Raw genomic sequence first — 19167 nt, forward strand, 5'->3', positions numbered from 1 at the left:
ACCGCAGGCCACCCGCGCCCTGCTGCGCGAGGCGCGCGACGCGCTGCTGCGTTCTCACGCCGACGCCGACAACGCCCGCCGGCGCTACGACGCGCTGTTCCACGCGGTGCCCGACCCGGTCAGCATCATCGACTACGACGGCATCGTGCTCGACCTCAACCGCGCCGGCATGAGCGCCTACAAGCGTCCGCGCGAGGACGTGGTCGGACGCCCGATCCACGTGATCAACCCCGACCTGCCCGCCGACCACATGGCGCCGGTGGTCGAGACCCTGCGCCGCGGCGACACCTACGTCATCGAAGTCACCAACATGCGCGCCGACGGCACCCGGTTCCCGGTCGAGGTGCACTCGGCGGCGCTGCAGTTCGACGGCCGCGAATGCCTGGTCGCGGTCGCGCGCGACCTCAGCGGCCGCCGCGACGCCGAACTGCGCTACCGCGAACTGGTCGAGACCCTCGACCAGGGCATCCTGGTGCAGGACGCCGGCGGCCGCTACATGTTCGCCAATGCCGCGGCAATGCGGATCTTCGGGATCGGCAAGGGCAAGTTCCTCGAGGACGAGATGCGGCCGGACAACTGGCTGGTGATCGACGAGCACGGCCGCGAGCTGCCGCCCGGCCAGTGGCCGGCGCAACGGGCGCTGCAATGGGGGCGCACGATCGAAAGCACCCTGCTGGGCTTCTATCACCGCGAGCGGCGCCAGCTCAGCTGGCTGTCGGTGACCTCGGTGCCGCACTACCCCGCCGGCGGCGACCGCCCGCGGCAGATCCTCTCGCTGTACTCCGACGTGACCGCGCTCAAGCGCGACAGCGCCCTGTTCGACCGCGCCCAGGCGCTGGCGCACATCGGCGGCTGGGAGTGGGATGCCGGCCGCGACGAGCTGTACCTGACCGACGAAGCGCAGCGGATCGTCGGCTGCCATCCGGCGCCGCGCTACATGGACGCGTTCATGGCCTGCCTGCAGGTCCCGGACCGGCAGCGGTTGCGCGACGCGCTGAGCCGCGCGATGGCCTCCGGCAACGGCCTCAACCTGGAGCTGCAGGGCATCCACGGCAGCGGCAAACCGTTCTGGATCCGGGTCATCGGCGAACCGCTGGTCGGCACCGCCTACAGCGCGCGCCTGACCGGCACCCTGCAGGACATCACCGAACGCAAGCAGGCCGAGGAGATGCTGCGGATCCAGGCCCGCACCGATCCGCTGACCGGCCTGCTCAACCGCGACGCCGTGCTGGAACAGCTCGACGGCTGGCTGGAGCAGCCCGAGCACGCGCAACTGGCGGTGCTCTACATCGACCTGGACCGCTTCAAGATCGTCAACGACATGCTCGGCCACGCCGCCGGCGATCGCCTGCTGATCGACGCCTCGCAGCGGATCGCCCACGTGGTCGGACTGGAAGGCCTGATCGCGCGCTTCGGCGGCGACGAGTTCCTGGTGATCTGCATGGCCCAGGACGACCCGGCGCGCCCGCAGCGCCTGGCCGACGCCATCCTGGAGATATTCGACCGCGCGTTCCGCCTGGACGGCGAGGAATTCAACATCACCGCCAGCATCGGCATCGCCCACGCACCGCAGGACGGGCTGTCCTCGCAGCAGCTGATCCAGTGCGCCGACGTGGCGATGTACGACAGCAAGCGCCGCGGCCGCAACGGCTGGCAGGCGTTCACCCCCGAGCTGGCCGAGCGCCAGCTGCAGCGGCTGCAACTGGAGACCCACCTGCGCCGCGCGGTCTACAACGACGAGTTCCACCTGGTCTACCAGCCGCAGGTCGACATGCGCAGCGGGCTCCTGATCGGCACCGAGGCACTGATCCGCTGGCGCAACCGCTCGCTGGGCGAGATGCGCCCGGATCGCTTCATCGACCATGCCGAATCGACCGGCGACATCGTCGGCATCGGCCGCTGGGTCCTGCACGAGGCCTGCCGCCAGCTGCGCGACTGGCGCGACCAGGGGCTGGCGCTGGACCGCATCGCGGTCAACGTGTCCTACCGCCAGTTCCTCAGCGAGGACCTGATCCTCAGCGTGCGCGAGGCGCTGGACCAGTCCGGCCTGCCCGGGCACATGCTGGAGCTGGAATTCACCGAGCGGGTGCTGATCGAGGACGCGCCCGAGACCCGGCACGCCTTCGACGAACTGCGCGCGATGGGGGTGTCGCTGTCGATCGACGACTTCGGCGAGGGCTACAGCGCGCTCAACTACCTGCGGCGGCTCCCGATCCACGGCCTCAAGCTCAGCCAGTTGTTCATCCAGGGCGTGCCCGGCAACCAGTCCGACGTCGCGGTCTGCCAGGCGGTGAACGGCATCGCCAACAGCCTGGGCCTGCAGATGATCGCCGAGGGCGTCGAGAACGAAGAGCAGCGCGAGTTCCTGCTGCAACTGGGAATCGAGATCGGCCAGGGCTTCCTGTTCGCCCCAGGCCTGCCGCCGGAGCAGCTGCTGCAGCGCTACCGGACGGATGCAGCCGGCAAGACTTCGTAGGAGCGGCGTGAGCCGCGACCGGACTTTCTCGTCGCGGCTCAACATCGAGGGCCCGCAGTCGCCTTAGAATATCCGGCTCGCCCCGCTTCTGGAGCCTTACGACATGCAGCTCGATTCTTCCCTGGCCATCGTCACCGGTGGCGTTTCCGGCCTCGGCCTGGCGGTGGCCCGCCATCTGGTCGCCCACGGCGGCAAGGTCGCCCTGTTCGACGTCAACGACGACAAGGGCGCGACCGCGGTCGCCGAGCTCGGCGAGGCCAAGGCCCGCTACTTCAAGACCGACGTCACCTCCGAGGACGGGGTCGCCGCCAACGTGCAGGCCGCGCACGACTTCCTCGGTGGCCTGAACACCCTGGTCAACTGCGCCGGCATCCTCGGCGCCGGCCGCGTGCTCGGCCGCGAGACGCCGATGCCGCTGGGCAACTTCCAGGCCACGGTGATGGTCAACCTGGTCGGCAGCTTCAACGTCGCCAAGGCCGCCGCCAACCTGATGCAGCACAACGAACCGGGCAACGACGGCGAGCGCGGGGTGATCGTCAACACCGCCTCGGTCGCCGCCTACGAGGGCCAGATCGGCCAGGCCGCCTATTCCGCATCCAAGGGCGGCGTGGTTGGCATGACCCTGCCGATGGCGCGCGAGCTGGCCCGTTTCGGCATCCGCGTGATGACCGTCGCCCCGGGCGTGTTCTGGACCCCGATGGTCGACGGCATGCCGGAAAACGTGCAGCAATCGCTGGCCGCGTCGATCCCGTTCCCGTCGCGCCTGGGCCAGCCGCAGGAGTTCGCCGACCTGGTCGCCTACATCCTCGGCAACACCTACCTCAACGGCGAGACCATCCGCCTCGACGGCGCCACCCGCCTGGCACCGAAGTAAACCTCCACACCCCTCCCCGGCCCTCCCCCGATTCAGGGGAGGGAGCAAGCAAAGGCACCCGATGAAAGCCAGCGATATCAAGAAAGGCAACGTCGTCGAATACAACAACGGCGTCTACCAGGTCCGCGACATCGACCGCAGCTCGCCGCAGGGCCGCGGCGGCAACGTCCGCTTCCGCTTCACCATGTACAGCGTGCCCGGCGGCAACAAGCTCGATGCCAGCTTCGACGCCGACGACGACCTGAAGGAAGTCGAGCTCAGCCGCCGCCAGGCGACCTACTCGTACCGCGACGGCGAGGCCTTCGTTTTCCTGGACGACGAGGATTACACCCCGTACATGCTCGATGCCGACGTGATCGGAGAAGATGCTGGATATATCGTCGACGATCTTTCGGGCTGTTATATCCAGCTGATCGACGATCAGCCGGTCGCCCTGCAACTGCCGCAGACGGTGGCGATCGAGGTCGTCGACACCCCGCCGGAACTCAAGGGCGGCACCGCGACCAAGCGCCCGAAGCCGGCCAAGCTGTCGACCGGTCTGGAAATCATGGTGCCGGAGTACGTCGGCAACGGCGAGCGGGTGATGGTCAACACCAGCACCGGCGAGTTCTCCGGCCGCGCCGACTGAGGCGGGGCCGTCCGCCGATCGCGGCTTGCGCCGCTCCTACAGTCGCCCGAGCCAGCGACGCGCCGCAATCGGACGCATCTCCCGTAGGAGCGGCGTGAGCCGCGATTAAGCCTCAATGGGAAAGCCCGATCGCGGCTTGCGCCGCTCCTACGGAATTCTTTCGAGCTTCGAATCTCCCGCGGGAGCGGCGCAGGCCGCGTCACGGCCTCGACGCGCCCCGGCACCGCCTCCCTACCCGCGCCGCAGCCACTTGTGCGCCATCCGCCGCAACGACGGATCGGCATCGGCATCGGCGGCGATCGCATCGACCTCGCGCCAGGCCAGGTCCAGGGACTCCTCGCTGACCACGAAGGCCTCGTCGTCGCCGGTCCGGACCACGTAGCGGACGTCGTAGTGCCAATGACCAGGCACCTCGCCGCGCTCGGGAATCCAGTGGCGGTCGAGGTCGAAGGGTTCGGCCTCCACCCGCAGTCCGGACAGCCCCGACTCCTCCTCCGCCTCCTTCAGCGCGACCCGGGCCAGGTCGCGGTCGCCGTCGGCGTGACCGCCCAGCTGCAGCCAGCGGCCGAGCTTGCGGTGGTGGGTCAGCAGCACCCGCGAACCGGAGCGGTCGATGAGCCAGGCCGAAGCGGTGAAATGGCCCTGCAGCCGCGCACGCACGAACGGGTCGAGCGGGTCGGCCAGCAGCGCCAGGAACTGCGCGGCGGCCTCGGCCTCGCCGGGCCAACGCCGGGCATGCGCGCGCAGGCGCTCGGCCAGGGCGGCATCGGCATTCGACGGCGGCACGGTCGCGCCCTGCGAAGACGTGGCGGGGACGGGATCATTGGACATGAAGCAGGTTCCGGAAGCGGGCCAGACGCCCCGCCGGCGCGGTCGCCCCGGCCGCGGACAGCGGCGGACGGAGACCAGGTGAACGCGCGTCACGCAATGGCGTGTGCGTCCTTCGCCGGACGGGAAAGTACGGTCAGTATGCGCGATCGCGGGTGGCCCGCCGCCCCCCCTTCGGTCCCTTGCTGCCGGTTTCATCGCTGGGTTATGGTGGCCCGCCACTTCACCGGACCGTCACAATTGGCGGCCTTGCGGCGACGCGACGCGGTGAAGCCATCGAACGTATCCCGAAACCAACGAGCCGGGACCGCCTCCGGGGAGCTAGATGTCCGACAACGCGAATGTCCCGCCGGCCGCCCGTGCCGCCTCACGTGAGCCGAGCCTGCTGCAGGCGCTGACGCCGCTGCTCTTCCTCGCCGTGCTGCTCGGCGGCGCGGTCTATGTCTACGGTTCGGACGCCTCCTACGGCGCCAACCAGGTCTCGCTGATGCTGGCCGCCGGCGTCGCCGCGCTGATCGGCCTGCGCAACGGCATGCGCTGGCAGGAGATCCAGGACAACCTGGTCCACGGCATCTCGCTGGCGATCGTGCCGATCTTCATCCTGCTCGCGGTCGGCGCGCTGATCGGCACCTGGATACTCAGCGGTACCGTGCCGACCCTGATCGTCTACGGCCTCAAGCTGCTGCATCCGTCGATCTTCTACCCCGCGACCTGCCTGATCTGCGCGATCGTGGCGCTGGCGATCGGCAGCTCGTGGACGGTCGCCGGCACCCTCGGCGTCGCCCTGATCGGCGTCGCCCAGGGTCTGGAGATGTCGCCGGCGATCACCGCCGGCGCGGTCATCTCCGGCGCCTATTTCGGCGACAAGATCTCGCCGCTGTCGGACACCACCAACATCGCCCCGGCCGCCGCCGGCAGCGAGCTGTTCGCGCATATCCGCCACATGACCTGGACCACGGTGCCGAGCATCCTGGTCGCGCTGGTGCTGTTCACCGTGATCGGGCTGTCGTCCTCGCACGGCGAGGGCGGCAGCGAGATCGGCGACCTGCCGGCGGTGCTGGGCGCGCAGTTCAATCTCGGCCTGCACCTGCTGATTCCGCTGCTGGTGGTGTTCGTGCTGGCGGTACGCCGGTTCCCGGCCTATCCGACGATCCTGATCGGCGCCCTGCTCGGCGGCGTGTTCGCGGTGGTGTTCCAGCCCGACCGGGTCATCGCCCTGGCCGGCAAGGACGCGCTGTCGCAGCCGATGGCGATGCTGGCCGGCGTCTGGAGCGCGCTGGCCGACGGCTACAAGGCCAGCACCGGCAACGCCGCGGTCGACGATCTGCTCAGCCGCGGCGGCATGAGCAGCATGCTCAACACCATCTGGCTGATCATCTGCGCGATGGGCTTCGGCGCGGTGATGGAGAAGACCGGCCTGCTGGAACGGATGATCCGCTCGGTGCTGAAGGCGGCCCGGACCACCGGCTCGCTGATCGCCGCGACCCTGGCGACCGCGGTCGGCGCGAACGCCATCGCCGCCGACCAGTACATGTCGATCGTGCTGACCGGGCGCCTGTACCGCCCCGAGTACGCGCGCCGCGGGCTGGCCCCGGTCAACCTGTCGCGCGCGCTCGAGGACGCCGGCACGATCACCTCGCCGCTGATCCCCTGGAACACCTGCGGCGCCTACATGGCGGTGACCCTGGGCGTCGCCACCATCGACTACCTGCCTTACGCCTTCTTCAACCTGGTCAGTCCGTTCGTGTCGGCGATCCTCGCCTACGCCGGCTTCAAGATCCTGCACGTGACGCCGCAGGTCGACGCGACCGTGTCCGACCACGAGATCCATTCCAACCCGGCCTCCCCACAGCCATGACTGCCGCTCCCCGGCGCCCCTAGAAACCGAGTCATATCGAACCGCTATGGAAAAAACCTCGATCCACGGCATGTGGTCATCCCGGATGGCCTTCGTCCTCGCTGCGACCGGATCGGCCGTCGGCCTGGGCAACATCTGGCGCTTCCCCTACATGGCCTCCGACAACGGCGGCGGCGCCTTCGTGCTGGTCTACCTGGCCTGCATCGCCCTGGTCGGCCTGCCGATCCTGATGTCGGAAGTGCTGCTCGGCCGCCACGGCCGCCGCAGCCCGGTCAACGCGCTGACCGACCTGGTCCGCGAGCTGGGCGCCTCGAAGGGCTGGATCGGCATCGGCTGGATCGGCATGGTCGCCGGCGTGCTGATCCTGAGCTTCTACAGCGTGGTCGCCGGCTGGACCCTGCACTACAGCTGGCTGTACCTGTCGCAGTTGTTCGGCGCCGCCCCGATCAGCGACCCGGGCGCGACCTTCAGCGGCCTGCTCGGCAACCCGCTGGAGCTGTCGGCCTGGCACGCGGTGTTCATGGTCCTGACCGTGGGCGTGGTCGCGCTGGGCGTGGAGAAGGGCCTGGAGCGCGCGGTGCGCTTCCTGATGCCGGCGCTGTTCGTGCTGCTGCTGACCCTGGTCATCTACGGCGCGACCACCGGCCACCTGACCGAGGCGATGGCGTTCCTGTTCAAGCCCGACTGGTCGCAGATCAGCGGCCGCACCTTCATCGACGCGATGGGCCAGGCGTTCTTCACCCTGAGCCTGGGCATGTGCACGATGATGACCTACGGCGCCTATCTGCCCAAGGGCGTGTCGATCCCGCAGGTCGGGGTGACCGTGGCGCTGGCCGACACCGGCGTCGCGCTGATGGCCGGCCTGGCGATCTTCCCGATCGTGATCTCGTTCGGCATCGACCCGCAGGGCGGCGGACCGGGCCTGATCTTCACTTCGCTGCCGCACGCGTTCAACACCATGCCGTTCGGCATCGCCTACGGCCTGCTGTTCTTCGCCCTGCTGTCGGTCGCCGCGTGGACCTCGTCGATCTCGCTGATGGAACCGGCCACCGCCTACCTGGTCGAGCGGGTCGGCCTGACCCGTCGCAAGGCCGCCCTGGTGGTCGCCGGGATCTGCTGGATCGTCGGCCTGGCCACGGTGTTCTCGTTCAACATCTGGTCCAGCGTGCGGGTGCCGGAGGGCGTCCGGGTGATCGGCAACAAGAACATCATGGACATGATCGAGTTCGTCGCCAACAACCTGATGTTGCCGCTGGGCGGGCTGCTGATCGCCCTGTTCGCCGGCTGGGTGGTCAAGCGCAGCCTGCTGAAGGACGAGCTGAACACCCTGCCACCGGGCCTGCTGGCGCTGTGGCGCTGGGTGGTGCGGGTGATCGCCCCGCTGCTGGTGCTGGCGGTGCTGATCAGCCCCTTCGTGCTGGACTGAACGCCCCGATCGGGCGCCGGGCAACCGCCGGCGCCCGATCCGGCCCGATTGACCCGACCGGCCTACTCGTCGGGGGCCAACAGCGCCTAAACTTGGGGCATGACTTCCGCCCCCTACGATCCGGCCCGCCTGTCCCACTGCGCGGGCGAACTCATCGTCAACATCCGCGAGCTGTCCGAGCGCGGCTGGACCCCCGCGACCAGCAGCAACTTCTCGCAACGGATGGACGACGCCCATATCGCGATCACCGTTTCCGGCCGCGACAAGGGCCGGCTGACCGAGGCCGACATCATGGTCGTCGATCTGGACGGACAGCCGGTCGCCACCGACAAGAAGTCCTCCGCCGAGACCCTGCTGCACACCCAGCTGTACCGGCGCTTCCCCGAGATCGGCTGCGTCCTGCACACGCACTCGCTGGCCCAGACCGTGGCCTCGCGCCTGTTCTCCGGCAACGGCCATGTCCACCTGGAAGGCTACGAGCTGCTGAAGGCCTTCACCGGCAACACCACCCACGAGACCACGGTCGAGCTGCCGGTGCTGCCCAACAGCCAGGACATGCCGACCCTGGCCGCCCAGGTCGACGCCCTGCTCGACGTCCAGCCGATGTGGGGCTATCTGATCGACGGCCACGGCCTGTACGCCTGGGGTCGCGACATGGCCGAGGCGCGCCGGCATCTGGAGGCGTTCGAGTTCCTGCTCGCCTGCGAGCTGGAAATGCGAAAATTCTGAGCGCGGCGGCCACCGGCCTGCCCGTCATGCAACCGGACCGGCGCCGCCGGTCCCACCGCGCGCCCGTCGTGGCGCGCCAGCCGCCGGACCGCTCCGGCCGCCCTGGAGGAATCCCCCAATGAGTCGCCTGCGCATCTTTTCCGACCACGACCCGTCCACCCCGCAGCTGAGCATCGACGACCACGCCGGGATGGCGCGCGAGCTGGCGCGGATCGGGGTCGCCTTCGAGCAATGGCAGGCCACCCAGCCGGTCAGGCCCGGCGACGCGCCGGAGACGATCATGGACGCCTACCGCGCCGACATCGACCGCCTGGTCGCCGAGCGCGGCTTCCGCACCGTCGACGTGGTCAGCATCGCCCCGGACAACCCCCAGCGCGAGGCGATGCGCGCGAAGTTCCTCGACGAGCACTTCCACAAGGAGGACGAGGTCCGCTTCTTCGTCGCCGGCTCCGGACTGTTCACCCTGCACGTCGACGACAAGGTCTACGAGGTGCTGTGCGAGGCCGGCGATCTGATCGGCGTGCCCGACGGCACCACCCACTGGTTCGACATGGGGCCGGAACCGAGCTTCGTCGCGATCCGCTTCTTCACCGAGCCCGACGGCTGGGTCGGCCATTTCACCGGCACCGACATCGCCGGCCGCTTCCCGCGCTACGAGAAGGGGCAGGCGATCTGATGACCACCAACGCCCCGACCCGTCCCCAGGCGATCCTCACCGACATCGAAGGCACCACCAGCAGCATCTCGTTCGTCAAGGACGTGCTGTTTCCGTATGCCCGCCGCGCCCTGCCCGGCTTCGTGCAGGCGCGCGGCCAGGAGCCCGGCGTGCGCAAGTGGCTGGACACGGTGGCCACCGAGAACGGCGGCATCTGCAGCGACCGCATGATCGTCGAGGTGCTGCAGGGCTGGATCGACGAGGACCGCAAGCACACCGCGCTGAAGGCGCTGCAGGGCATGATCTGGGCCGATGGCTACCGCAGCGCCGACTTCAGCGCGCACATCTACCCGGACGCGGCCGAGGCGCTCAAGCGCTGGCACGGCGAAGGCCTGCCGCTGTACGTGTATTCCTCCGGCAGCGTGCCGGCGCAGCGGCTGTTCTTCGGCCACAGCGACGCCGGCGATCTGACCGGGCTGTTCTCGGGCTGGTTCGACACCGAGGTCGGCGGCAAGCGCGAGGCCGACAGCTACCGCCGCATCGTCGACGCGATCGGCCGGCCGGCCGGCGAGATCCTGTTCCTGTCCGACGTGGTCGAGGAACTCGACGCCGCCCGCGAGGCCGGCCTGGCGACCGCGCTGATCGACCGTCGCGACGACTATCCGCAACCGCGCGAAGGCGAAGCGACCCACGGCCATCCGCGCCACCAGACCTTCGACGCGCTCGCCGCCGGCGCATGAGCGGCGGCGCGCCGACCCCGGCCGGGAACATCGTCCTGCGGACCGCCGCTGCCGACGACCTGCGCGCGATCGTCCACTTGCTGGCCGACGATGCGCTCGGCCGCGCGCGCGAGCGCGATGTCGATCCCCTGCCCGACAGTTATCGCGTGGCGTTCGAGGCGATCGCCGCTGATCCGAACAACACCCTGCTGGTCGCGGCCGACGAGGACGGCACGCCGGTCGGAGTGCTCCAGCTCACCGTGATCCCCTCGCTGACCTACCAGGGGCGCCCACGCGCCCTGATCGAAGGAGTGCGGGTCGCCGCCTCGATGCGCGGCCGCGGGCTGGGCCGCCGCCTGTTCGACGCCGCCATCGGGCTGGCCCGCGAACGCGGCTGCCACCTGCTCCAGCTGACCACCGACAAGCGCCGTCCCGAGGCGCTGCGGTTCTACCAGTCGCTGGGCTTCGTCGCCTCGCACGAGGGCATGAAGCTCGACCTGTCCGACCAGGCGAAAGTGCCTCTGTAGGAGCGGCGTAAGCCGTGATCGGGCCATCCCATGAAAGCCCCATCGCGGCTTACGCCACTCCTACAGGAAACCCCAGACCCGATGATGGCCGCGAGCTGTAACCCAGCCCCCCTGAGTCAGGGGGCGATTCGTGCCGCAGGCGCGAATGGGGGTGTGGAAGCGCAACGGCGGGGCCCAAGGTTTGCGCAGCAAACCTTGGGAGATATCCGGGCGCAGCCGGATATCGTCCCCCACTCAGCCATGAAGCTTCTCGCCGCGCAGCAGCATCGCCACGAACTTCTCGGCGCGGGCGACGCGGGTCTCGGGCTTCTTGGCGGTCTGCACGCGCCAGCAGAACGCGTAGCGGTTGCTGCGGTCGAGCTGTTCGAACGCCGCCCTGGCCCGCGGACTGGCGGCCAGCTCCGCCTCCAGTTCCGGCGGTACCTGCATGCGGCTGGCCGGGGCGTAGGCGGCGTCCCAGCGTCCGTCGGCCCGGGCCGCCTCGACCTCGCGCAGGCCGCCTTCGCGCATGCGCCCTGCCTGGACCAGGGCTTCGACCTTGCCGACGTTGATCTTCGACCACACGCTGCCGGGACGGCGCGGGGTGAAGCGCTGCAGGAAGAACTGCGCGTCGAGGCCGCGCTTCTGGCCGTCGATCCAGCCGTGACACAACGCGACATCGAGCGCCTCGGCATAGCTGATGCTGCTGGCGCCGGAATCCTTCTTGGCGATCTTCAGCCACATCCCGGCCGCGTCCGGGTGCGCGGCCAGCCACTTGTCCCAGGCCGCGACGGTGGCGAAACGCCGCACCGGCAGGTCGTCGGGCAGCTGGGCGGCGCCCTTCGGCGATTTCGCGGCGGCCATGCTCAATGCCCCCGGCTCATGGCTGCGCCTCGTCGAGGCGGTAACCGGTGCTGGCACGTTGCTCGCCCTGCCAGCGGTCGAATGCGCGCACCTCGACGCGGTGCTCGCCCGCGTCCAGATCGGTCGGCAACGAGGCGCGCCACAGGTGGCTGGATATCTCGGCATCGCTCTGGCGGTCGTAGCCGCGCAGCGCCTCGGCCGCATCGTCGGCGGCATTCTCCGCCAGCACTCGCGGGTCCGGACGCAGCACGCGTCGCATCGGCTGCCATTCACCGTCATCGATGCGGAACTCGACCCGGGTCCCGGCATCGCCCATGAACACGTTGGCGTAGAGGCCATAACCCGGCCAGGCGCCGCGGCGCAGCACCTTCGGCGCATGCAGGGCGACCGCGTCGGTCATGCCTTCGCTGTCGGCCGGCAACCGCGCGACCTTCCAGCGCAAGGCATAGTCCGGCCGCCCGCCAGGCTCGGGGGCCGACACCCGCAGGCGCGCGTACCCGTTGGGGGTGCCGTCGCGCATGGTGGTGTCCGGAATCCCCTGGGCGTCCTTGACCCCGGACCAGAACGAGCCACAGGTCGCGCCGACGTTGTACTCGTGCAGTGGCTTCGCGCCGTGCCAGCCGCTGTCCGGACCGTGCCAGACGTGCTGCTGCATGTGGCTGTGCGCGCTCAGCAGCAGCACCTGCGCGAACGGCTCCAGCATCGCGAACAGGCGCTCGCGGTCGGCGCGGCGGAAGCTCTCCTGCCCCGGCACCGGGTCGAAGAACGGAATGTGCACGGCGATCACCAGAAGACGGTCGCGGCGCGCCCCGGCCAGGTATTGGCGCAGGAACTCGAACTGGCTCTCGCGCAGTCCGCCGATGTAGCGCGGACTCTGCCCGGGCCGGTAGACCACGTCGTCGAGGACGACGAACGAGGCCTGCGGCTCCTCCCAGGCGAAGCTGTCGGGGCCGAAGTGATGGCGGAACGTCGACAGCGAGGCGGCATCGTCGGCGGCGTCGAAGTCCAGGTCGTGATTGCCCGGCACGTGCAGCCACGGGATGCTCATCCGCGCGGTGATCGCGTTCATCGCCGGGTACAGCGACAGGTCGTCGTTGACGATGTCGCCCAGGCTGATGCCCAGCGCCGCGTCGGCCCGGCCCGGAGTCGTCGAGGCCGCCAGCAACGGCTCGACGATGTCGCGGCGGTAATAATCGACGTCGATACGCGACTTGGGCTGCGGGTCGCCGAACACCAGCACGTCGAGTCCATCCGCATCCGCCACCGCGGCCTCGCCGGCCGGCCACAGCGCGAAGTCGCGACAACCGTCGCCGGCAACCGGCACGCCGCCGTACTTCAACGCCGGCCCGGGCCGGCGCTGCAGATTGCCCCAGTAGTCCGGCAGGCCGTTGCTGCGCATCGGCACCGCATGGTCCGGCGGCTTGATCACGAAGCGGCTGCGACCGTCGACCGCGGGCAGCCGGTAACGCCCCTCGGCATCGGTCTCCACGATCGCGACGCCATCGGAGACCTTCACCCCGGCCACGCCCGCCTCGCCCGGACCACGATGACCGTCGCGGTCGGCGTCCAGGTACACGTAGCCTTCGGCGCAGTCGTGTGCCCTGGCCTGCAGCGCGGTCGGCGACAGCGATGCCAGCAGGACGGTCAGGCCGGCCAGTCCGCTCAGTGCGCGGGATGTCCGCGGCAGGTTCGACGCCATCGTCCACTCTCGTTCCGGGAAGCGTCGATTATGCCCGTCCGTCCCGATACCGGCATGACAGCGGTGGGCGTCGCGCGCTCAGCCCGGGCGATGACGCTCGCGCAACACCGCCACCACCTCGTCCAGTGCCAGGCCGCGCGCGCGCAACAGCACCAGCAGGTGATAGAGCAGGTCGGCGGATTCGTTGCGGACCGCCTGCAGGTCCTGCGCGACCGCGGCCAGCGCGGTTTCCACACCCTCCTCGCCGACCTTCTGCGCGATCGCGCGGGTGCCGGCGTCGAACAGCCGCGTGGTGTAGCTGTCGGCCGGACGTTCGCGCTCGCGCCGCTCGATCAACGCCTCCAGCTCGGCCAGGAACCCGCCCGGCGCCTGCTCGAAGCAACTGGTCCGACCCAGGTGGCAGGTCGGCCCGTTCGGCCGCACCAGCGCCAGCAGGGTGTCGTCGTCGCAATCGGCCTGCAGCGACACCAGGTCGAGGAAGTGGCCGGACGACTCGCCCTTGGTCCACAGTCGTCCCTTGCTGCGGCTGAAGAAGGTCACCCGCCGCGACGCCAGCGTCGCCTGCAACGCGGCCCGGTCAATGTAACCGAGCATCAACACCCGCAGGGTCGCCGCGTCCTGCACGACGACCGGCAACAACCCGCCCTGCTTGTCCCAGGCCAGTGCGTCGATGCTGAAATCGGTGCGGCTGTCCAGCGCCGGTGTCGCTGCGGTCGTCGAATCAATCGTCATCACGCACCTCGATACCCTGGCCACGGAGTTCGCGCTTCAACGCCGGAATCGCGATCGCGCCGGAATGGAACACGCTCGCCGCCAGCGCGCCGTCGACGTCGGCGTCGGCGAACACCTCGGCAAAATGCGCCGGCACGCCGGCTCCGCCGGACGCGACCAGCGGTACTTCGCAGATCGCGCGCACCGCCCGCAACTGTTCGATGTCGTAACCGCCGCGGACGCCGTCGCTGCCCATGCAGTTGAGCACGATCTCGCCGGCTCCCAGACGCTGCGCTTCGACCACCCAGTCCAGGGTGCCTCGGGCCAGCGCGCGCATTTTCGACGGGTCGCCGGTGTACTGGCGGACCCGCCACTGGCGGTCGTCGTCGCGCAGGCTGTCGATCCCGACCACCACGCATTGCACGCCGAACGCCTCGGCCAGCTCGGACACCAGCGCCGGCCGCTCCAGCGCCGGGGTATTGACCGAGATCTTGTCGGCGCCGGCATGCAGCACCGCGCGCGCATCGTCGACGCTGCGGATGCCACCAGCGACGCAGAACGGAATGTCGATCGCACGCGCGACCCGTTCGACCCAGTCGCGATCGACCCGGCGCCCTTCGGGGCTGGCGGTGATGTCGTAGAACACCAGCTCGTCGGCGCCCTCGTCGCGGTAGCGCAGCGCCAGTTCGACGATGTCGCCCATGTCGACGTGATCGCGGAAGCGCACGCCCTTGACGACCCGGCCATCGCGCACATCCAGGCACGGAATGATGCGACGGCTCAGCATGGCGCGACCTCCAGCGCCAGCGCCGCGTCCAGATCGAGGCGGCCGTCGAGCAGGGCCTTGCCGAGCACCGCGCCGGCACAACCGGCCGCGCGCGCGGCGGCCACGTCGGCGGCGTCGCGGATGCCGCCGGAGGCCTGCAGACGCAGCGTCGGGGCAACCTCCAGCACGTGCCGGTACAGCGCCAGGTTGGGACCGGTCAGGGTGCCGTCGCGGTCGATGTCGGTGCACAGCAGGTCATGCAGGCCAACCTCGGCATAGCGGCGCAGCAGGGCGTCGAGTTCGGCCTCGGCGGTCGCGGTCCAGCCGGCCACCGGCAGCCGCCAACGGCCGTCGTCGTCGCGACGGGTATCCAGCGCCACGGTGATGCGCCCGGCGCCGAACCGCCCGGCCCAGTCGATCACCTGCTCCGGCGCGCGCACCGCCAGCGAGCCGACCACCACGCGGTCGGCGCCGGCGTCCAGCATCGCCGCGACGCCGTCGCGGTCGCGCACCCCGCCGCCGGTCTGGATCTTCAACCCGGTGCTGGCCTTGATCGCCCGCAGCAGCGGCAGCAGGGTGTAGCCGCCGACCCGGGCCGCATCCAGGTCGACCAGGTGCAGCCATTGCGCACCGGCGTCGGCATAGCGCTGCGCGGTTTCCAGCGGCGTCGATCGATAGCGGGTCTCGCGCGCGTAGTCGCCCTGCAACAGGCGCACCACGCGACCGTCGCGCACGTCGATCGCCGGAAGCACATTGAATGGAGCCGCGCCACTCATGCCACCGCCCTCGCCTCGCCGCGGGCGATGAAGTTCTCCAGGATCCGGGCGCCGGTGGTCGCCGAGCGCTCGGGGTGGAACTGCGCACCGAAGCGGTTGCCGCGGCCGCAGACCGCGGTGAAACGGCTCCCATACTCGCAGCTGGCCAGGGTGTCGGCGGTCACCGGCGCGGCGTAGCCGTGCACGAAGTAGGCGTGCGCTCCGGACGCGACACCGGCCAGCAGCATGCTGTCGGTCTCGATCTGCAGGGTGTTCCAGCCCATGTGCGGGATCCGCAGGCCGGTGCCGCCGGGCAGGCGCGACACCCGCCCCGGCAACAGTCCGAGGCACTCGGTCCCGCCTTCTTCCGAGGAGTCGTACAACAGCTGCATGCCCAGGCAGATGCCCAGCAGCGGCTGACGCAGCCCGCGGATCACCTCGACCAGGTCCAGTGCGCGCAACCGCGCCATCGCGGTCGCCGCCGCGCCCACGCCGGGCAGGATCACCCGCTCGGCCGCGCGGATCCGCTCGGGATCGGCGCTCAGGGTCGCGCTCACGCCCAGACGCTCCAGCGCGTAGAGCACCGAGCCGATGTTGGCGCCGCCGGAATCGATCACCACCACCCGCATCACCGCACTCCCATCGGACGGATCGCCGCCATCACAGCAGCCCCTTGGTACTGGGCAGTTCGCGGCCCTCGCGACGGATCGCCTGCCGCAATGCGCGCGCCACCGCCTTGAAGCAGGCCTCGACCTGGTGGTGGTCGTTGTCGCCCTCGACCTTGAGATTGAGGTTGAGACCGGCGCTCTCGCACAGCGAGCGGAAGAAGTGCGGCACCATCTGCGCCGACAGCGCGCCGATCCGCTCGCCGTGGAAGCGCCCTTCGAAGACCAGGTACGGGCGCCCGGAGAAGTCCAGCGCGGCGCTGGCCAGCGCCTCGTCCATCGGCAGGGTGAAGCCGTAGCGGCCGATCCCGCGCTTGTCGCCCAGCGCCTCGCGCAGGGCCTGTCCCAGCGCCAGCGCGCAGTCCTCGACCGTGTGGTGCTCGTCGATGTGCAGATCGCCCTCGCAGCGCAGGTTCAGCGCGAACCCGCCGTGCTTGCCGAGCTGTTCGAGCATGTGATCAAAGAAACCGATCCCGGTCGAGACCTGCGGGTCGGCGCTGCGATCAAGGTCGACCTCGACCTCGATCCGGGTCTCGCGGGTGTTGCGGCCGACACGGGCGGTACGCGGCGCATCGACCAGCGCGTGCGCGATCCCGGCCCAGTCCCAGTCGCCGCCGAACTCGCCGTTGCGCAACTGGAAGGCGCGGATGCCCAGGTTGCGGGCGAACGCGTTGTCGGTCGCGCGGTCGCCGACCATCGCCGAGCGCGCCCAGTCGATGCCGCGGTCCTTCAGGTAATGCAGCACCAGGCCGATTCCGGGCTTGCGGGTCAGCGCGCCGTCCGCCGGGAAGCTGGTGTCGATCAGCACCTCGCGGAACACGATGCCCTGGCTCTCGAACACCTGCATCATCAGCGCGTGCGGCCCCTCGAAGCTCTCCCGCGGATAGCCCGCGGTGCCCAACCCGTCCTGGTTGCTGACGATCACGAACTGGTAGCCGGCGTCTCGCAGCCGCAGCAGCGCCGGCACCACGCCGTCGACGAAGCGCAGCTTCTGGAAGCTGTCGATCTGGTGGTCCGGCGGCTCGGCGATCAGGGTGCCGTCGCGGTCGACGAACAGGATCGGTTGCAGGGCGGCGCTCATGCATTGTCTCCCTGGACAGGCGCAACGCTACGCGCATCGGGAAGCTCGCCCAGCACTTCGCGCAGCACCGCCAGCACGCAGGCGTTCTGCTCCGGCGTGCCGATGCTGATGCGCAGGGCATCGCCGAGCGCGGCATGGCCGCGCATGTCGCGCACCACCACGCCGGCGGCGAGCAGGCGCCGGTAGACGCGCTCGGTGTCGGCCGTGCGCACCAGCAGGAAGTTCGCCCGCGACGGATACACCCGACGCACGCCCGCAAGACCGCGCAGCGCCGCATACAGCGACTTGCGCTCGTCGACGCCGGCCTGCACGTGGCCGACGGTACTGTTGCGCGCGGTGCGCGAGATCGCCGCCAGCGCGGTCTGCGCCGATGGCGCCGGCACCGGATACGGCGCCTGGCAACGGCGCAGGACCCCGATCAGCGCCTCGTGGGCGAGCACCGCGCCGATCCGCGCGGCCGCCAGCGCGTGCGCCTTGGAAAGCGTGCGCAGCACCGCGATGTTGTCGTGGGCTTCGATCAGGTTGGCCACCGACGGCGCCTGCGCGTACTCGATATACGCTTCGTCGACGACGACCAGCGCGCGCCCATGCAGGCGGCGGGCCAGTCGCCGGATCGCATCGCGCGGCAGCAGCGTGCCGGACGGATTGCCCGGCGAGCACAGGAACACGATCCGCGCGTCCTCTTTCTCGGCGGTGGCCGCCACCGCGTCGAAATCGCACTCGAAACCGTCGTCGGTGTCGGTCAGCGGGACATCGACCACGCGGGTGCCGTGCAGGCGCGCGCAGACCGCGTACATGCCGAAGGTCGGCGAGGTGACCAGCACCGCGTCGTCGCCGGGACGGCACAACGCGCGGATCAGCAGGTCGATGCCCTCGTCGCTGCCGCGACCGACCAGCAACTGCGCGGCGGCGACTCCGTACATGTCCGCCAGCGCCTGGCGCAACGCCGCCGGCTGCGGCTCCGGATAACGGCGCAGACCGGAGTCCGGGCTCGCATCGTTGTCCCAGGCGGACTCGTTGGCGTTGAGCCAGATCCGGCCGTCGCCGCCTTCCGAGCGCGCCGAGCTGTAGCCGGCGAAGTCGCGCAGGTCCGGACGCACCAGCGCCAGCACACCGTCGGTGGTCGCCACGCTCATGCCGCCGCTTCCAGTCGCAGGGTCACCGCGCGCCGATGCGCCTCCAGTCCCTCGGCGGCGGCGAGTTCGGCCGCGCACGGCCCGATCGCGACCAGGCCGCGCGGCTGCACTTCCTGCACGGTGATCGCGACCTGGAAACTGGCCACGCTGACGCCGCTGCAGAAGCGCGCCGCGCCGGCGGTCGGCAGCACGTGGTTGGTGCCGCTGCAGTAGTCGCCGAGGGCTTCGGGCGCCCAGTCGCCGAGGAACACCGAGCCGGCGGCGCGCACCTGCTGCAGATGCGCGCGCGCATCGCGCAGCGCCAGGATCAGGTGTTCGGGCGCATAGCGGTTGCTGATCTCGAACGCCTGCCGCAGCGATTCGACCCGCACCAGGTGCGAGCCCGACAGCGCCCGGCGCGCGATCGCCGCCCGCGGCAGGGCCTGCAACTGCGCTTCCAGCGCTTCGGCGACCCGGTCCAGCAGCGCCGCATCCTCGCTCAGCAACAGCACCTGCGAGTCCGGACCGTGCTCGGCCTGCGACAGCAGGTCGGCGGCGACGAAGGCCGGATTGGCGCCGGCATCGGCGATCACCAGCACCTCCGACGGCCCCGCCGGCATGTCGATGCCGACCGCACCGCTGGCCGAGACCTGGCGCTTGGCCTCGGTGACCCAGCCGTTGCCGGGCCCGAACAGCTTGTCGCAGGCCGGCAGCCCGGCCGCGCCGTAGGCCATCGCCGCGATCGCCTGCACGCCGCCGATCTTGAAGACGCCACCGTCGGCGCCTGTGCCGATCCCGCAGGCCGCCGCCGC

At 70.2% G+C, this 19167-nt stretch carries 19 protein-coding genes; 9 read left to right on the forward strand and 10 right to left on the reverse strand.

All coding sequences use genetic code 11. The annotated features are described in order from the left end of the window. From FKV24_RS12505 to yeiP, 3 genes are all read left to right on the forward strand, one after another. Positions 1-2476: sensor domain-containing protein (locus FKV24_RS12505; protein ID WP_141482599.1), on the forward strand; the 2476-nt coding region annotated here is incomplete at its 5' end. A 103-nt stretch (positions 2477-2579) separates the two neighbouring features. Beyond that, the gene (locus FKV24_RS12510) at positions 2580-3350 is read left to right on the forward strand and encodes an SDR family NAD(P)-dependent oxidoreductase (RefSeq protein WP_111266677.1); all 771 of its coding nucleotides are present in this window, start codon (positions 2580-2582) and stop codon (positions 3348-3350) included. 61 nt (positions 3351-3411) lie between these two features. Further along, the gene (yeiP, locus tag FKV24_RS12515; RefSeq protein ID WP_111266678.1) at positions 3412-3978 is read left to right on the forward strand and encodes an elongation factor P-like protein YeiP; all 567 of its coding nucleotides are present in this window, start codon (positions 3412-3414) and stop codon (positions 3976-3978) included. A 231-nt stretch (positions 3979-4209) separates the two neighbouring features. Here yeiP and FKV24_RS12520 read toward each other — a convergent pair whose 3' ends face one another. Next, positions 4210-4809, reverse strand: coding sequence for an NUDIX hydrolase (locus FKV24_RS12520; RefSeq protein WP_141482600.1), 600 nt, complete (start codon positions 4807-4809; stop codon positions 4210-4212). A 322-nt stretch (positions 4810-5131) separates the two neighbouring features. On the opposite strand from FKV24_RS12520, the gene nhaC reads away from it, so the two are divergent. The 6 genes from nhaC (at position 5132) to FKV24_RS12550 (ending at position 10720) form a co-directional block, all read left to right on the forward strand. Continuing rightward, positions 5132-6664, forward strand: coding sequence for a Na+/H+ antiporter NhaC (gene nhaC, locus FKV24_RS12525; protein ID WP_141482601.1), 1533 nt, complete (start codon positions 5132-5134; stop codon positions 6662-6664). Positions 6665-6710: 46 nt separating this feature from the next. Next, entirely contained in the window at positions 6711-8090 is a 1380-nt protein-coding gene (locus FKV24_RS12530; protein WP_111266681.1) for a sodium-dependent transporter, read from the forward strand. 99 nt (positions 8091-8189) lie between these two features. Next, complete coding sequence (locus FKV24_RS12535; protein WP_111266682.1) at positions 8190-8819, forward strand: methylthioribulose 1-phosphate dehydratase; 630 nt, start codon at positions 8190-8192, stop codon at positions 8817-8819. 118 nt (positions 8820-8937) lie between these two features. After that, positions 8938-9495 carry a 1,2-dihydroxy-3-keto-5-methylthiopentene dioxygenase gene (locus tag FKV24_RS12540; RefSeq protein WP_141482602.1) on the forward strand — a complete coding sequence of 186 codons (558 nt, stop codon included), beginning with the start codon at positions 8938-8940 and terminating at the stop codon, positions 9493-9495. Next, positions 9495-10214 carry an acireductone synthase gene (gene mtnC / locus FKV24_RS12545; protein ID WP_111266684.1) on the forward strand — a complete coding sequence of 240 codons (720 nt, stop codon included), beginning with the start codon at positions 9495-9497 and terminating at the stop codon, positions 10212-10214. Before FKV24_RS12540 ends, mtnC begins: the two co-directional genes overlap by 1 nt. Next, a complete protein-coding gene (locus FKV24_RS12550) occupies positions 10211-10720 on the forward strand; it encodes a GNAT family N-acetyltransferase (protein ID WP_141482603.1) in 510 nt (169 codons plus the stop codon). The genes mtnC and FKV24_RS12550 overlap by 4 nt, the downstream gene beginning before the upstream one ends. A gap of 234 nt (positions 10721-10954) precedes the next feature. Here the strand turns inward: FKV24_RS12550 and FKV24_RS12555 are convergent, their stop codons facing one another. The 9 genes from FKV24_RS12555 to hisD all read right to left on the reverse strand — a co-directional run. Beyond that, positions 10955-11563: a YdeI/OmpD-associated family protein gene (locus tag FKV24_RS12555; RefSeq protein ID WP_141482610.1), complete on the reverse strand. Its 609-nt coding sequence runs from the start codon at positions 11561-11563 to the stop codon at positions 10955-10957. Between the two features lie 16 nt (positions 11564-11579). Continuing rightward, positions 11580-13262, reverse strand: coding sequence for a calcineurin-like phosphoesterase C-terminal domain-containing protein (locus tag FKV24_RS12560; RefSeq protein WP_141482604.1), 1683 nt, complete (start codon positions 13260-13262; stop codon positions 11580-11582). A gap of 78 nt (positions 13263-13340) precedes the next feature. Beyond that, complete coding sequence (gene hisIE / locus FKV24_RS12565) at positions 13341-13994, reverse strand: bifunctional phosphoribosyl-AMP cyclohydrolase/phosphoribosyl-ATP diphosphatase HisIE (protein ID WP_141482605.1); 654 nt, start codon at positions 13992-13994, stop codon at positions 13341-13343. Further along, positions 13984-14760: an imidazole glycerol phosphate synthase subunit HisF gene (hisF, locus tag FKV24_RS12570; protein ID WP_141482606.1), complete on the reverse strand. Its 777-nt coding sequence runs from the start codon at positions 14758-14760 to the stop codon at positions 13984-13986. Before hisF ends, hisIE begins: the two co-directional genes overlap by 11 nt. Then, positions 14754-15515, reverse strand: coding sequence for a 1-(5-phosphoribosyl)-5-[(5-phosphoribosylamino)methylideneamino]imidazole-4-carboxamide isomerase (gene hisA, locus FKV24_RS12575; RefSeq protein ID WP_141482607.1), 762 nt, complete (start codon positions 15513-15515; stop codon positions 14754-14756). The genes hisF and hisA overlap by 7 nt, the downstream gene beginning before the upstream one ends. Continuing rightward, entirely contained in the window at positions 15512-16126 is a 615-nt protein-coding gene (hisH, locus tag FKV24_RS12580) for an imidazole glycerol phosphate synthase subunit HisH (RefSeq protein WP_111266690.1), read from the reverse strand. The genes hisA and hisH overlap by 4 nt, the downstream gene beginning before the upstream one ends. Positions 16127-16154: 28 nt before the next feature. Next, positions 16155-17228 (reverse strand): bifunctional histidinol-phosphatase/imidazoleglycerol-phosphate dehydratase HisB, encoded by a 1074-nt coding sequence (gene hisB / locus FKV24_RS12585; protein ID WP_141482611.1) that lies wholly within the window; start codon positions 17226-17228, stop codon positions 16155-16157. Between the two features lie 8 nt (positions 17229-17236). Next, complete coding sequence (gene hisC / locus FKV24_RS12590) at positions 17237-18376, reverse strand: histidinol-phosphate transaminase (RefSeq protein WP_141482608.1); 1140 nt, start codon at positions 18374-18376, stop codon at positions 17237-17239. Next, positions 18373-19167, reverse strand: a 795-nt coding sequence (gene hisD / locus FKV24_RS12595) for a histidinol dehydrogenase (RefSeq protein WP_141482609.1), incomplete at its 5' end; no start/stop codon positions are given. The genes hisC and hisD, both read right to left, overlap by 4 nt.

Source organism: Marilutibacter maris (assembly GCF_006546735.2).
Lineage (GTDB): Bacteria > Pseudomonadota > Gammaproteobacteria > Xanthomonadales > Xanthomonadaceae > Marilutibacter > Marilutibacter maris.

Bases quoted from the DNA above. Each gene is read 5' to 3' on its own strand.
- FKV24_RS12510 (WP_111266677.1), top strand. From the start codon at position 2,580: ATGCAGCTCGATTCTTCCCTGGCCATCGTCACCGGTGGCGTTTCCGGC.
- yeiP (WP_111266678.1), top strand. From the start codon at position 3,412: ATGAAAGCCAGCGATATCAAGAAAGGCAACGTCGTCGAATACAACAAC.
- FKV24_RS12520 (WP_141482600.1), bottom strand. From the start codon at position 4,809: ATGTCCAATGATCCCGTCCCCGCCACGTCTTCGCAGGGCGCGACCGTG.
- nhaC (WP_141482601.1), top strand. From the start codon at position 5,132: ATGTCCGACAACGCGAATGTCCCGCCGGCCGCCCGTGCCGCCTCACGT.
- FKV24_RS12530 (WP_111266681.1), top strand. From the start codon at position 6,711: ATGGAAAAAACCTCGATCCACGGCATGTGGTCATCCCGGATGGCCTTC.
- FKV24_RS12535 (WP_111266682.1), top strand. From the start codon at position 8,190: ATGACTTCCGCCCCCTACGATCCGGCCCGCCTGTCCCACTGCGCGGGC.
- FKV24_RS12540 (WP_141482602.1), top strand. From the start codon at position 8,938: ATGAGTCGCCTGCGCATCTTTTCCGACCACGACCCGTCCACCCCGCAG.
- mtnC (WP_111266684.1), top strand. From the start codon at position 9,495: ATGACCACCAACGCCCCGACCCGTCCCCAGGCGATCCTCACCGACATC.
- FKV24_RS12550 (WP_141482603.1), top strand. From the start codon at position 10,211: ATGAGCGGCGGCGCGCCGACCCCGGCCGGGAACATCGTCCTGCGGACC.
- FKV24_RS12555 (WP_141482610.1), bottom strand. From the start codon at position 11,563: ATGGCCGCCGCGAAATCGCCGAAGGGCGCCGCCCAGCTGCCCGACGAC.
- FKV24_RS12560 (WP_141482604.1), bottom strand. From the start codon at position 13,262: ATGGCGTCGAACCTGCCGCGGACATCCCGCGCACTGAGCGGACTGGCC.
- hisIE (WP_141482605.1), bottom strand. From the start codon at position 13,994: ATGACGATTGATTCGACGACCGCAGCGACACCGGCGCTGGACAGCCGC.
- hisF (WP_141482606.1), bottom strand. From the start codon at position 14,760: ATGCTGAGCCGTCGCATCATTCCGTGCCTGGATGTGCGCGATGGCCGG.
- hisA (WP_141482607.1), bottom strand. From the start codon at position 15,515: ATGAGTGGCGCGGCTCCATTCAATGTGCTTCCGGCGATCGACGTGCGC.
- hisC (WP_141482608.1), bottom strand. From the start codon at position 18,376: ATGAGCGTGGCGACCACCGACGGTGTGCTGGCGCTGGTGCGTCCGGAC.